The organism is Desulfovermiculus halophilus DSM 18834 (genome assembly GCF_000620765.1).
In the GTDB taxonomy this organism is placed as follows: domain Bacteria; phylum Desulfobacterota; class Desulfovibrionia; order Desulfovibrionales; family Desulfothermaceae; genus Desulfovermiculus; species Desulfovermiculus halophilus.
Genome location: NZ_JIAK01000017.1, coordinates 19,855 through 33,847, shown reverse-complemented (window position 1 = coordinate 33,847; position 13,993 = coordinate 19,855). Strand labels below are relative to the sequence as shown.

13 protein-coding genes are annotated in these 13,993 nt (G+C 59.5%); 4 read left to right on the top strand and 9 right to left on the bottom strand.

The features are described 5' to 3' along the window. Positions 1–273 precede the first annotated feature (273 nt). The 3 genes from N902_RS0109355 (at position 274) to N902_RS0109345 (ending at position 5,199) form a co-directional block, all read left to right on the top strand. A complete protein-coding gene (locus N902_RS0109355) occupies positions 274–2,175 on the top strand; it encodes an AMP-dependent synthetase/ligase (RefSeq protein ID WP_027370730.1) in 1,902 nt (633 codons plus the stop codon). 65 nt (positions 2,176–2,240) lie between these two features. Further along, positions 2,241–4,706 carry a glycogen/starch/alpha-glucan phosphorylase gene (locus N902_RS0109350; protein ID WP_027370729.1) on the top strand — a complete coding sequence of 822 codons (2,466 nt, stop codon included), beginning with the start codon at positions 2,241–2,243 and terminating at the stop codon, positions 4,704–4,706. A 145-nt stretch (positions 4,707–4,851) separates the two neighbouring features. Next, positions 4,852–5,199: an STAS domain-containing protein gene (locus N902_RS0109345; RefSeq protein WP_027370728.1), complete on the top strand. Its 348-nt coding sequence runs from the start codon at positions 4,852–4,854 to the stop codon at positions 5,197–5,199. Between the two features lie 41 nt (positions 5,200–5,240). Here N902_RS0109345 and N902_RS0109340 read toward each other — a convergent pair whose 3' ends face one another. From N902_RS0109340 to N902_RS0109320, 5 genes are all read right to left on the bottom strand, one after another. Beyond that, a complete protein-coding gene (locus N902_RS0109340) occupies positions 5,241–5,513 on the bottom strand; it encodes a hypothetical protein (protein WP_027370727.1) in 273 nt (90 codons plus the stop codon). 27 nt (positions 5,514–5,540) lie between these two features. Next, positions 5,541–6,086, bottom strand: a complete 546-nt coding sequence (locus tag N902_RS0109335; RefSeq protein ID WP_027370726.1) for a gamma carbonic anhydrase family protein — start codon at positions 6,084–6,086, stop codon at positions 5,541–5,543. A gap of 72 nt (positions 6,087–6,158) precedes the next feature. Further along, positions 6,159–6,806: a cyclase family protein gene (locus tag N902_RS0109330; protein WP_027370725.1), complete on the bottom strand. Its 648-nt coding sequence runs from the start codon at positions 6,804–6,806 to the stop codon at positions 6,159–6,161. Beyond that, positions 6,791–7,663: a DUF3786 domain-containing protein gene (locus N902_RS17215; RefSeq protein ID WP_051564476.1), complete on the bottom strand. Its 873-nt coding sequence runs from the start codon at positions 7,661–7,663 to the stop codon at positions 6,791–6,793. Before N902_RS17215 ends, N902_RS0109330 begins: the two co-directional genes overlap by 16 nt. An 8-nt stretch (positions 7,664–7,671) precedes the next feature. Further along, on the bottom strand, positions 7,672–8,895 hold the full coding sequence (locus N902_RS0109320; RefSeq protein WP_027370724.1) for a M24 family metallopeptidase: 1,224 nt from the start codon (positions 8,893–8,895) through the stop codon (positions 7,672–7,674). A 79-nt stretch (positions 8,896–8,974) separates the two neighbouring features. On the opposite strand from N902_RS0109320, the gene N902_RS0109315 reads away from it, so the two are divergent. Then, on the top strand, positions 8,975–9,436 hold the full coding sequence (locus N902_RS0109315; protein ID WP_027370723.1) for a YkgJ family cysteine cluster protein: 462 nt from the start codon (positions 8,975–8,977) through the stop codon (positions 9,434–9,436). Between the two features lie 104 nt (positions 9,437–9,540). Here N902_RS0109315 and N902_RS0109310 read toward each other — a convergent pair whose 3' ends face one another. Genes N902_RS0109310 through coaE form a run of 4 tightly spaced genes read right to left on the bottom strand, consistent with a single transcriptional unit; the run spans position 9,541 to position 13,907 of the window. Further along, positions 9,541–10,746 (bottom strand): SufB/SufD family protein, encoded by a 1,206-nt coding sequence (locus N902_RS0109310; protein ID WP_425246692.1) that lies wholly within the window; start codon positions 10,744–10,746, stop codon positions 9,541–9,543. After that, the gene (locus tag N902_RS0109305) at positions 10,734–11,492 is read right to left on the bottom strand and encodes an ABC transporter ATP-binding protein (RefSeq protein ID WP_027370721.1); all 759 of its coding nucleotides are present in this window, start codon (positions 11,490–11,492) and stop codon (positions 10,734–10,736) included. The genes N902_RS0109310 and N902_RS0109305 overlap by 13 nt, the downstream gene beginning before the upstream one ends. A 57-nt stretch (positions 11,493–11,549) precedes the next feature. Then, positions 11,550–12,284 (bottom strand): rhomboid family intramembrane serine protease, encoded by a 735-nt coding sequence (locus N902_RS0109300; protein WP_027370720.1) that lies wholly within the window; start codon positions 12,282–12,284, stop codon positions 11,550–11,552. After that, positions 12,285–13,907, bottom strand: coding sequence for a dephospho-CoA kinase (gene coaE, locus N902_RS17210; RefSeq protein WP_051564475.1), 1,623 nt, complete (start codon positions 13,905–13,907; stop codon positions 12,285–12,287). Positions 13,908–13,993 lie beyond the last annotated feature (86 nt).

Sequence of the window (13,993 nt, the reverse complement as noted above, 5' to 3'; positions counted from 1 at the left end):
GTCAAAATACCTGGATTCCCGCTTGCGCGGGAATGATGAAAAAAACGAAGTTTCGTTGGAATGATAGAAAGTGCATCGAGAGCTGTACCGTGCACTGCTGTGCCGGACAGGTAAAACCGCAGGCATACGGCGCCTCGAAGATATCCAGGGTTCGGGCAATTGACAACCCCACGTTGGGCACGTACGCACATTCCAGTCTCGTTGATTGCCCAGAGCAGACCGCAGGCCTCTTTCCTGCGCTTGTTCCACAAACCTCACACAGCGAGCTCCTCCATGCCAGACGACAGCTCTGCCCAGCTCACGCTTTACGACGCATTCCTCCTCTCCTACAAGCAATACAAGACCCAGCCGGCATGCATCTACCGGGCCGGAGGAGAGGAGTTCACCGTCAGCTATGAAAAGCTCTTCGCCGATGTGCTTTTGCTGGCCAAGGCCTTTCGGGACTACAATATGGTTAAGGGCAGCAAGGTCTTCCTGCTCTCCGACAACCGCTATTCCTGGCTGGTCACCGATCTGGCCCTCATCTCCCTGGGAGCGGTGAGCATCCCCAGAGGAAGCGATACCCCCGCCCAGGAAGTCGAATACATCCTGGATCACTCCCAGGCCGACTTCCTGATTGTGGAGACCTCCTCTTTGGCTGTTCAGCACGCAGACCTGATCGCCTCTCGAGCCCTCAAGGGGATATTTGTCATTGACGACGACCAGAGACAGTTCCTGCCTCCCACTATCCTGACCTATTCCCAGATCCTGTCCGACCGCAACATCTCCCCCCACGACGTTCGAACCGTTCTGTCCCAGGGGCGGGACCTGCGGCCCAACGATCTGGTAACCATAATCTACACCTCCGGTACCACTGGACTGCCCAAGGGGGTCATGCTCACCCACGCCAATATCATGCACAATGTTGTGCACCTGCCTTCCCTCATCGCGGTGAGCAGTAATGACCGCTGGCTGTCCATTCTTCCATCCTGGCATATCTTTGAACGCACCGCAGAGTACATCGCCCTGGCCCACGGCTGCTGCCTGGTTTACTCCTCGGTCCGCACCTTCGCCGCAGACCTGGCTACGTACAGACCCACGGTGGTGGCTACCGTGCCCCGGGTCTGGGAAGCCCTGTACACCAAGGTCAACTCCACATTGAAGAAGAGCAGCCCGCGTCAGGCCAGGCTCTTTTCCTATCTGGTGAATATTGCTGCGGCATTTCGGCGCAACAGGCGCATTCTCCGCAAACAGCTCCCCCGCTTTTCCCGGCCCAACCCGTTGGCCGACCTGGGACGGCGGGGCTGGGCCGGAATACAGATGGTCCTTCTGGCCCTTCCCTATCTGGTGGCCAGGAAAAAGCTTTCCCTGGTCCAGGAAAAGTTCGGCGGCCGCCTGCGCCTGGCCATCAGCGGCGGGGGGAGCCTGCCGGCCTATCTGGACGAATGGATCGACGCCGTTGGGATCCGGATCGTCAACGCGTACGGGATGACCGAGTGTTCACCCGGCATCGCCGGCAGGGGACTGGACTGCCATGTATTCGGGACCATCGGCCCGCCCTTTCCTCTAACCCAGATCCGGATCGCCGACGACAACGACCGGGAAGTGCCCCCCGGCCGGGAGGGCGAGATCCAGATCAAGGGGCCGCAGGTCTTCGGCGGCTACTTCCAAAATCCCGAGGCCAACGCCAAGGCCTTTACACCGGATGGGTACTTCCGCAGCGGCGACCTGGGACGCAGGACCCTGTCCGGAGAGCTGGTCATTACCGGCCGGGCCAAGGAAATCATTGTCCTCTCCAGCGGGGAAAACATCGATCCCACCAATATTGAAGCCACCATCACCCGCTTCCCCTTTGTCCAGGACGCTGTCCTGGTCGGACAGGACAAGAAGGGGCTTGGGGCCCTGATTGTTCCCGATGTGGAAAAGATGCGCGAGTTTGTGGCCGAAAAGATGGATCAGCCCGACCCTGATCCGGAGCAGATCCTGCAGGACCGGCAGATTTTGGAGCGGGTGAAAAAAGAGATCAACAAGCTCCTCAACACCAGGACCGGATTCAAGTCCTACGAGAAGCTGCAGTCCATCCACTTTCTCAGCCAGGACTTCAAGCTTGGGGAGGAGCTGACCAACACCTTCAAGAAGAAGCGTCACGTCATAGAGCAGAAATACAAGGACATTATCAACAGGTTGCTCAAATAGGATGAGACCGGTACGATAGACAGATATGATTATCCTACAGACAACCTTTACCTTGAGATACGCCTATGCTTCGTGAACTCGGATGCGATCCGCCCAGCCTGAAGAACGATATTATCCGGCACATCCGGCTTTCGCTGGGCAAGCGCCCTGCGGACTGCAGTGACCGGGACTACTATCTGGCCCTGAGCTACGCCTTGCGGGACCGGATGCTGGAACGGATGCTGGAGACCGAGGACCGCTACCGCCAGGCCGATGCCAAATCCTTGTACTACCTGTCCATGGAATACCTCATCGGCCGCTCCCTGGGCAACAATATGATCAATCTGGGCCTTTTCGATGCCTGCCACCAGGCCCTGACCGCCCTGGGAGTGGACCTGGAAGAGGTCCGGGAACAGGAAGTGGATGCCGGCCTGGGCAACGGGGGGCTGGGCCGTCTGGCCGCCTGTTTCATCGACTCCCTGGCCAGTCTGCACATGCCCGGATTCGGCTACGGCATCCATTACGAGTTCGGCCTGTTCAAACAGATCTTTGACAACGGATGGCAGAAAGAGAAGCCGGACCATTGGCTGGACGAATGGACCCCCCTGGAGCTCCCCCGCCCGGACCAGGCCTGCTATATCCCGGTCTATGGCCGCGTGGAGGACTTCACCGACCATACCGGCCAAAAACACCCCATGTGGCTGGACTGGAACGTCATTGTCGGTGTGCCCTACGATATCCCCATAGTCGGCTATGGCGGGCAGTCGGTGAACTATCTGCGTCTGTTCGCGGCCCGGCCGTCCACTGAGTTCGACATCTCCATATTCAATGCCGGGGATTACTTCCGGGCCCTGGAGCAGAAGATCGAGTCGGAAAAGATCTCCAAGATCCTGTACCCCTCTGACACGTTCCGGGAAGGCAAGGAGCTGCGCCTGCTCCAGGAATACTTTCTGGTGGCCTGTTCTCTGCGGGACATCGTCCGCCGCTACCTGGTCCGGTATCAGGACTTCAAGGTCTTCTCGGCCCAGGTGGCCATCCAGCTCAACGACACCCATCCGGCTCTGGCCGTTGCCGAGCTGATGCGCATCCTGGTGGATGAATACGCCATCAACTGGACCCAGGCCTTTGAGCTGACCAGACAGACCCTGGCCTACACCAACCACACCTTGCTTCCCGAAGCCTTGGAGACCTGGCCGGTGGATCTCCTGGAGCAGCTCCTGCCCCGGCACATGCAGATCATCTACGACATCAACGCCTTCTTTCTGGAGGAGGTGGACAAGAAATGGCCGGGCAATCCGCACCGCAAAAGCCGCATGTCCCTGATCCAGGAGACCCCGGAACGCATGGTGCGCATGGCCCATCTGGCCATCGTCGGCTCCCACGCCACCAACGGGGTATCTGTCCTGCACACCGAGCTGCTCAAGTCCTCAGTTGTCTCTGATTTCTATGAGCTCTGGCCCGAGCGCTTCTCCAGCAAAACGAACGGCATTACCCAGCGCAGATGGCTGCTCAAGAGCAATCCCCTTCTAGCGGACCTGATCACCCAGGCCATCGGCTCCAAGTGGATCACCGACCTGGACCGGCTTCAGGACCTGGAGCCCTTGAGCACTGACACCGGCTTTCAAGACGAGTTTCTGGATATCAAGCGCAGGAACAAGCAGCGCCTGTGTGCGCTCATCTCAGAGACTGCCTGGGTGGAAGCAGTCCCGGATGCTATGTTCGACATCCATGCCAAACGGATCCATGAGTACAAGCGGCAGCTGCTCTTTCTCATGGCCATCATCCATGAGTATCTGCAAATCGTGGAGGACGGCGTCTTCCCCTCATTTCCCAAGACCTGTGTCTTTGCCGGCAAGGCCGCCCCTGGCTACACTATTGCCAAGAGATTGATAAAGCTTATTAATTCCGTTGGGCAGGTCATAAATTCCGATCCCAGGGCCAAGGGCATGATCAAGCTGGTGTTTGTTCCCGACTACCGGGTTTCCATAGCCGAAAAGATCATTCCCGCCGCCACCGTCAGTGAACAGATCTCCACCGCCGGCAAGGAGGCCTCAGGAACAGGGAACATGAAATTCGCTCTGAACGGGGCCTTGACCCTGGGCACCCTGGACGGGGCGAATATCGAAATCCAGGAAGAGGTGGGGCAGGAGAATATCTACATCTTCGGACTGACCAGCTCGGAAATTGCCGAATACCAGCGCACCGGAGGCTACAACCCGCATACTGTCTATGAACAGAACCCAAGGCTGCGCCGGGTTTTGCAGGCCCTGAGCTCCGATCGATTCTGTCCCCGGGACCCCGGCCTTTTCCATTGGCTGCTCCCGTATCTCATGGACAGCAACGATCAGTACTTTCAACTGGCTGATTTCGAGTCCTATATCCGGACCAGGGAACACCTGGCCGCGGACTATACCCACACCAGGGAATGGACGAAAAAGGCCATCTTGAATATCGCCAGGATCGGGCGGTTCTCCAGTGATCGGACCATCCGGGAGTATGCCCGCGACATTTGGGACCTGCATCCGGTCCCGCCCAGTGCCGGTGGTGTATAGGGGCAGCTCCCAGGAAGGTCCAAAGCGCAGCCCAATGCGCTCTTCTGCCCGGCAGGGTACCGCTCGTCCCGCCCGTGTTCCGGGGGGACTTGCCCCTGACGGTTTACCGGAATATGTCAAACCAACAGTGAAGGGAGTATTCGACGTGAATGTTGAATTTGTAGAACACAACGGAGTCCTGGTCGCGTTTGTGTTGGCCGATCAGATTGATGCATCCTCGGCTGGAAGCTTTCGGGACAATATCCTAGGCAGGATCGAAAACGGGTACAAGCGCATCGTACTGGACCTGACCAAGGTGGATTTTATCGACAGCTCCGGGCTGGGAGCCATCATCTCGGCCCTGAAGCGGCTTGGTGAGGACGGCGACCTGGCCATCTGCGGAGTGAACGAGCCGGTGATGAGCTTATTCCGCTTGACCAGAATGAACAGGATCTTCAATATCTTCAATACACAGGAAGAGGCCGTGGCTGCCTTGAGCACCAAAAGCTCCTGAAGGGGTCCGGGGTCCGCTGCCCGCTGACCCTCTTTCCCTGCTTACCCGGACTTCTTGCGTCTCTGCCAGGCCCGGGCCAATAGATTTTTGGCCTTGGTCCATTCCTGTGCGCTGAGAGTGCCCCGCCGGTGCATCTCCCGCAGCTCAGCGGTCAGGGTTTCCAGGGTATACGTGGTGCGCAGATAGCCCCGGTCGGCAGCCATGCGGCTCAGTCTGGTCACTGCCTTGTTTCCTGCCGCCTTGGCCCATTTGTCCCCGTAGGTGCTGGCCGCCATGGCTAGCACCTTCATTATCAGCACCTTTCGTATGGACATTGCTCCCTCCGTTCCTTCCCGCCAATATCAATCCGGCCGCACCGGATCCGCAGATTGCTGGAGCCGCAGCTTTTGGGCGTAGATCCTGGCCTTTTCCATATAGTGCTGGGCGCTGCCCGTGATCCGGGCCGTCTCCTGCTCGGAAACCTCCCGGACCACCTTGCCCGGAGTGCCGAAGACCACGGAGTTGTCCGGGATCTCTTTTCCTTCCGGGATCAGTGCCCCTGCCCCGACAATGCAGTTGGCCCCGACCCTGGCATTGTTTAAGATAACCGCATTGATCCCGATCAGGGAGTTCTCCCCGACCCGGCACCCGTGCAGGACGGCCTTATGGCCCACAGTAACACCCGCCCCTATGCTCACCGGGATTCCCTCATCCGTGTGTACCACGCTCCCGTCCTGGATATTCGTCCCCTGGGAGATGGTTATCAGGTCGTTGTCCCCACGCAGGATGGTCCCGAACCAGATGCTCGCGTCCGGCTCCAGCACAATGGAGCCGATAAGGGCCGCATCCGGCGCAATGAAGCAGGATGGATGGATCTCTGGCCTCCGGTCGGCTATAGCCCAGATCATACACACCTCACGTTATGGTTTCCAGATGGCAAACTCCAAAAGCCACAAGCTACATCGAAGAACCCTCCATCATCAATATCCGCAGCATCTGCCTATGGCCCGGCAGGGGGCGCCGCTGGCCTGATGGAGGGGAAGGGGCAGGACGCAGACATCGATTTCCCCGGCCGGAAGGCTGTCCAGATGAGCCATGGACTCCACCAGGACCACCCCGGCTCCGAGCAGCGCCTTGTGGATCCTCTGGCCCGGATCGTCAATCGGGCTGGGCGAAGGCGTATCCATTCCCAGCAGCCAGAGGTCCAGACCGGCCAGATACTCGGCGGCCTCAACAGTCAACACCGGAAAACGGTGGTAAAACTCCGGGGTGGCAAAGCGGTCCCCCCAGCCGGTGCGCAGGATGATCCGCCGGCTCACATCCCCCGGCCTGAGTGCCGCCTGCAGATCGTCTCTGCTGATCACCCCGCCCTGCTCCCTGGGCAGGGAGAGCAGCCTGGCCGGTCCGGTCATGGCCTGCAAGGAGAGCTGGTCCACGTCCCGGGCCTTAGGCACAAAATGGGACGGGGCATCGACATGGGTCCCCACATGGTTGCCCATATCCACCCGCTGGGCGGAGCACCCGTCCGTCTCCACGGTCATCACCTCGGTTATGCCCACCGTTGTGTCCCCCGGCCAGACCGGCATGCCCTGGTAAAGGGGATGGGTCAGATCTATCCAGCCTCCCATGTACCTTCCTTGTGTCCTTTGGTGTTCTCCCGCCCGATATGGGCACACAGCAGTTTCCGAATCTGTTCGCTCAAGAACAGAATGGACTCTATATCCAGGTGCTCGGTCACGGTCTGGTCAAAGAGAAATTTCACCTCCGCCCCAAAGCCCTCTTCCTGGTCCCGGTCCCAGAACATGACCAGAACCGGAATCCTGGGCAGGGCGGGCAAAAAGACAGCGGCATCACCCGATTCAAGTTCAGCGGTCCAGTCCTCGCCGCCCAGCTCCCGGGCCGCTCTTTTCAGCTCCTCGCCTCTTCCTGCACAGCACTGGGCCAAAGGCCCATAGACCTGGGTCTGCATGGTCTTGATCTTGGAGACGGTATTCGGCAGCTCCTGAAATCCGAGCCACTTTCCGCTTGGCTCCCGTTCTCCACCCTGGGCCCAGTGGTTGTAGAGCAGGACCTGCTCCCACAGGGTAAGCTCCGTCCCGTCCGCCTTGTGCATCCCCTGCTCGGTTATCAGTACATCCCCGCCGATGTACGGCAAACGCACGGCCGGTCCGTCCTCCCCGGCCACCAGCTCCCCGCCCAGACGGCCGGGCAGGTCCTGCAGGGATATACGGGCTGACCGCTCCTTGGCCCACTGCAGGGCATCCTGGGCAGTATCCCTCTTGACCCATTTGTGCTCGGCATACTGCTCCTGCAGCCTGTCTTCATAGTCAGCAACAGTCTCCGGAGACAGATGCGGACACCTGGTCAGGGAAAGCTGCTCTGAAACCACTTTGGCTGCAAAGCTCAGGCAGGTGGGGAACCCACAGTCCCCGCAATCGGTCTGAGGCAGGACATCGCGGTAGAGATCAATTGGCGATATGGGCATACCCGTCCTTATTCTTGCACACAGAGGATGTCGTCCGCATCACCCGTCAGGCTCACCCCGCCCTGCGGGGTCACCCGGCAGGTGTTCTCCACTCCGGTCATGCCCAGTCTGGGAATCCCGATCTTGGGCTCCAGGGCCAAAACCATGTTTTCTTCCAGCGGGGCATCAAACTTGGAGGCCACAACCGGCCAGTCGTCCACAAATATCCCTACCCCGTGCCCGACAAACGGGACCTTGTTCTCCCCCAGGCCCATAAACCCTTCACCCCAGCCTTTTTGGGCCACCATGTCCAGGCAATGGGCATAGAGCTCGGATGGTATGGCCCCTGGACGCAGGTTCTCCAGCAGCCAGGCATACACTTCCTGGCACATGCTGTGCGCATCCTTGAGCTTGGAGGGCAGCTGGGACTGCTGGCCCGCAAAATATACCTGGGTCTTGTCCGTATGGTACCCTTCCAGTTGAAAGACAGTGTCCAGGATCAAAGGCCGGCCAGCACTCCAGATCTGTCCGGAGTATCCCATCTGGGGCACGGCCGGATGCATCCCCCGGTAGCCCACCGGCCCGCTGCTCACCGTTGGGTAGTTGCCGGAGTCTCCGGCCGAAACCACCCCACAATACAGCTCCTCTCCCAGCCCGTGCATGCGGACCTGGCCCTGATGACCGACGGCGAACATCTCCTGGAGCAAACACCGGGCGATATCTTGCTCATTCATCTCCGGATGAATGTGCTGAACTATGTTCTGGACCAGAACCCGGTTGTGGCGCTCTCCGGCCAATCTGATGACCGAGAGCTCCCAATCCGATTTCACAGCCCTGGCCTTGCTCAAGACCAGCTCCGCGTCAACAAAGGAAACATCCGGCAGCTTCCGGGCCAGCAGTTGCCCCATAGTCCAGGAGATCCCGCCCATATCCGCTCCTGAAACAGAAGGCACAGTCTGGCCCTGGTCGGCAAGAATCCCCGGTATCTGGGACGGGGAACGGAAAGAACGAATAGTCTGCACCGGGGACTCCAGCTTGGCCCTGTCCAGCCCCTTGCGCAGCATGAGCACCGGCTCGCCCTCCCGGGGCAGCCAGAACAGGCCGTTTCCCCAGTGTCCGCTCAGCCAGTAGATCAAAGCCCGGGACATGACCATGACCCCCTGGGCCTGGGGCAGGTCCCGCTCCAGATACTGCCTGACCCTGGCCCACCGGTACTTCAATTCAGACTGCGGGATGCTGTCTAAGGCTTCCATATCCCCTCCAGATCGTCGTTTGCTTCATAGCCTGAACTGGACTAGACTCGGCCCACTTCAGACACAAGGATAAACGCTTATGCCCCACGCCTTTCTCTGCCACATGTGCGGTCAGTGTTGCCAGGGTCAGGGAGGAATCGTGCTGACCGACAAGGACATCCGCCGCCTGGCCTTTGGGTTGGATCTCGCCCCGCAGGTCCTGCTGGACCTCTATGCCGGATATGAGAACAGCAAGCCTGTGTTGACCTCTCAGGACGACGGGACCTGTGTCTTTTTCCGCCCAGATCACGGATGCACCGTGCACCGGCACAAACCCGACGTGTGCCGGGCCTGGCCCTTCTTCCGGGGCAACCTGGAGGACGAGGCCAGCTGGAGGATGGCCCAGGAGTACTGTCCGGGCATCAACCCTGATGTCCCGCATCTGGAGTTTGTCCGCCAGGGTATCCGCTACATCCGGGAACAGGGACTCATCCATCCCCCGGGGCCGGGCAGCCCGTCGGCCCTGGTCACCGGACATATCCTGGAGAGACACCAAGGCTGAGCAGGGCCACAGAGCCAGATCCCTGAAGGGCGCCTGCTTTCCCAGCATACAAAAAATCCCGCGGTCGCGGGATTTTTTGTATGCTGGGTTCTGCCACCGGATGTTTAGAACATCTCGTCCCCGGCCTCCTGAATGGTCTGGTCGATTGCATCCTGGAGCTCCTGGGGCAGGCCCATGATGTCCACGTTCAGGAAGCCGCGGACAATGGTCGATGTGGCCTCATCCTCGTCCAGGCCCCGGGCCATGAGGTATTCAATCTCTTCCTGGGCCACCTTGCCCACCGCCGCTTCATGGGACAGCTCGACCCCGGCGACCGAGGCCTCAAGCTCAGGGATGGCGTGAATGATGCCGTCTTTGAGGATCAGCCCCTTGCATTCCAGATGTCCCTTGGCCGGGACTGCATTGCCCACCAGATGCCCGGGATTGATGATCGTTCCGCCGGTGGTGATGGTTCGGGCGATGATCTCGGCCCTGGTCTCCGGGGCGTTGAGGACCACCCTGCTCCCGCTGTTGATATATGAGCCTGGAGGGGCGGCGATAACCGAGTTGGAGGTGGCCACAGCGCCTTTCCCGTTTAAATACAGGGTGGGATAGAGCTGGGCCGAGCGCACCGGCTTGAGCAGGATGTAGTTGTTCAAGAACACCCCGTCCTGTTCGACGATGCCCACGGTCCTGGGCCGGACATGGACCTCCTCCCCCCAGTTGTGGACCATGGTGAAGGAGAGCTTTCCGCCCCGCTTGATGTAGATCTCCGAGATGCCCATGTGCAGAGCCGATTCCACCTGATGGGAGACCGCACATCCGGTGATGATGTGCAGCTCGGAGTCTTCTTCGACCACTATGATGTTGTGCACATTCTGGCCGACCTTCTCCCCTTTGATGAACAGGCAGGACTGAATAGGGTTGGTCACCTTGGCCCCTTTTTCGGTCCGGATGAAGTACCCCCCATGGGTCTTGTCCGCCACTGCCCGGGTATATTTGTCCTTATCCGGATCCACGGCCTTCCAGTAGTACTCCTTGAGCCCATCGTACTTGCTCAGGGCCTGATGGATGTCCAGGACCTCTACCCCTGGGATGCAGCTGCTGCAATGCACGTTGGAATGGTCCATCTGCAAAAATGTCCCGCTGCGGTCCTTGCCCGAGACATCCACTCCAGCCATGAGCAGCTGCTGCCGTTCCTGCTCGTCCAGCTGGGTCAGATCCTCCATCACCCCGGACTCAGCTCCCTCGTACTGGTAGCTGGAGATGTCGATGTCCTCGTCGTTCCGGGTCATTGGCTTCTTTTCGGGTCTGCTCTTTACCTCAGACATCGCACACACTCCTCATAGCCGTATTCGCTGATATGGTCCAAGATATCCCTGGGCCGGGCCGAACAGCACAAAGCCCCGTTGTACATGACCATGCCCCTATCGGCATTGATATAATCCAGGATATAGCCGGTGTGGGTTATGATCAGCCCGGACGAATCCCGCTTGGCCTTTTGTTCCTTCATGCTCATGTCGTCCCTGGGCTGCAGATCCTGCTGCAGGAGATGACGGACCATCTTGCCGATCAGCTTCATATTCTCCAGGTCCACTCCGGATTCCGGCTCGTCGAACAGCAGGAGCTTGGGCTTCTGGGCCATGAGCTGCAAAAGCTCTGAACGCTTGATCTCCCCCCCGGAAAACCCGGAGTTGATGTCCCGGTCCAGAAACTTCTCCAGATCCACCTCTCTGGCCATGGCCTCCACATCCACGTCCTCATCCCCGGCGCAGAGCTGGACCAGATGCCTGGTCTTCAGGCCGTGAATGGTCGGAGGGCGCTGGAAGGACATCCCGATCCCCAGCTTGGCCCGCTCGTACACCGGCATGTGTGTAATATCTTCCCCGCGGAAGACGATCTTGCCCTGGGTGATCTCATACCCGCCGAATCCCATCAGGGTCATGAGCAGGGTGGTCTTGCCCGATCCGTTGGGGCCAAAGAGGATGAAGGTCTCATTGCGCCCAATCTCCAGATTGACCCCGCGCAGGACCTTGTTCGGACCTATATTCACATGCAGATCTTCAATTTGCAGCATGCCGTACACCTTTTCGGCTCAATGGTTTTCCGGTTCTCTGGGCCACAGTGTATGCCTTCAGAAGAAACGAAACGTATCTGAGTTTTGGTCCCTATCTGTATAACACCAGGAGCATCGTTTGTCATCCCTGAACAGGGGGATAAATATCATCCCGGCCAGGAATCCGGCCGCATGGGCCCACCAGGCCACCCCGCCCCCGCTTTGGGGTCCGGCCAGGCTGAACAGGCCGGAAAAGACCTGTAGCAGAAACCACAGCCCCAGAAAGGTAATGGCCGGGAGGGTGATGAAAAAGGGAAAGATCAGGATGGGGATCAGGGTCAGGACCTGGGCATGGGGATAGAGGAGCAGATATGCGCCCATGACCCCGGCTATGGCCCCTGAGGCCCCGACCACCGGCACCGTGGAATCAGTATTAAAGAGCACATGGCCGCCCATGGCGATCAGCCCGCAGAGCAGGTAAAAGACAACAAAGCGCACCGGGCCCATGACATCTTCGACATTGTCCGCAAAGACCCACAAAATCCACATGTTGGCGACAAAGTGGAGCAGCCCGCTGTGCAGAAACATGTGGGTGAACAAGGGAAGCAGTCCGGCTTCCGGAAAGCCCATCCACTGCGCCCAGTCCGGATGGAAGTACCTGGCCGGAACCACTCCCAAAAAATAGAACAGTCGGTTCAGACTCTGGTCGTTCAGCCCCAGCTCATAAAGGAAGAACAGGGCGTTGACTCCAACTATGACCCGGGTTGCATAGGGGGAGTAGCGGCGGGGAATGTCATCGCGCAGAGGAAACATCTACAGCACTCCACAGGTCTTCAGCCGGTTGCAAAACACATGAACCGCTTCCCGCCGCAGATCGAGCAGCAATCGGCGCAGATCCGCAGCGGCCCGCTCCAGCTCAGCCCAGGACCCTGCGTTGGACACGTTCAGGTCCGCCATCCGGGCCTTGTCCTGATCAGCCATCTGCCAGGCCTGCATTTGGGCGATGATCTCCGGGCTCCATCCCCGGTTGTCCGCCAGACGCCGATGCCTGATCCCTGCCGGAGTGTGAACGTTGACCGTCACATCAACCAGGCCTCTGTCTTTCCACTTTCCCTCAAACAGCAACGGGACCTCCGCCAGCACAACCCGGGCCGTATCGTGACAGGCACAAAACTCCAGCCAGCTGTGTTCGACCAGGGGATGGATAAGATCCTGGACAGCCGCCCGCACCTCTGGCGACGACTGCATGGCCTCCAACAAGGCCTTCTTGTCCACTGGCCCCGATTCGTCCGGGACAAAGCGCTGTCCAAAGCTGCGTCTGAGCATTTCCCAGCCATCCGCACCCGGGGCATAGAGTTCAGCGACCACTTGATCTGCGCTCCAGACCGGGACTCTATCCTTGGCCAACAGAGAGGAAAGAGACGATTTGCCGCACCCGGCACTCCCGGTTATGCCAACCCGCTGGGGGCGGCGATGGGCCCGGAGCAGAACGCGCAGAAAATCCCTGGGCACGCCTTGGCGGATACTCTGCCACTCATCGCTTCGCGGGTGCCGAAAGCCCAGACGCCAGGCATGGAGCATCTGCCTGGTAACCGCTTTGGCCAGATCCGGATGACTACGCTCCAGGGAAGCTGTCTGCTGCGGTCCATAGGTCCGGTCCCCGAGAACTGCATGACCCAGGTGGGCCAGGTGGACCCGGATCTGGTGCGTGCGTCCGGTGACGATCCGGACCTGCAACAAGGAGCAGGGAACATGCGCAAAGACACGCAAAACCCTGTACCAGGTCTGGGCGGGCCGACCCTGGCCATCCTGGACCGCCATCCGCGTCTTGTGCTGCTCATCCCGGCCCAGGGGAAGATCGATCCAGGACTCGGCCTGCTTTGGACATCCGTATACCAGGGCTAAATACTCTTTTTCCACTTCCCGGGCGGCCAGGGACCGGCTTAAGGCTGACCGGATATCTTCATTCAAGGCTACCAGGAGCAGGCCGGATGTATCCTTGTCCAGCCGGTGCACGATCCCCGGCCGGAGGTCGTTCATCTCCCCCAGCTGGGGAAACATATGCACCAACCGGTGGACCAGGGTGCTGCTCTGCTCCGAAGGGGCCGGATGCACACTCAGGCCCGGCGGCTTGTTGATGACGGCCAGATCCCGGTCCTGCCAGACGATCTGCACCGGCTGGGCCTCAGCCCGGATTTGAGGCTCCATCTGCGGAAGATCCAGCCCCACATGGTCACCGCTGCGCACCGAGGTCGCCGGCTTGAGGCATGGGCGAGAGTTGAGCGTTGCCCGGGACTGGGTGATCAGCTTCCGGATCTGGTTTCTGCTCCACCCCTGCTTCCCCAGGCGCCACACCCAGTAGGCATCCAGGCGCATCCCCTCCTGCTCCGGTGCCACTTCCTCCTGTATTGTCCTGCTGATCTCTTCGTCACTCATAATCCGGCACACTGTTAGAACCGCAATGATAGAAGCATATGTCCCTCAAACTTGCAACCTCTACCTGGACAAATATGCTCATTTTA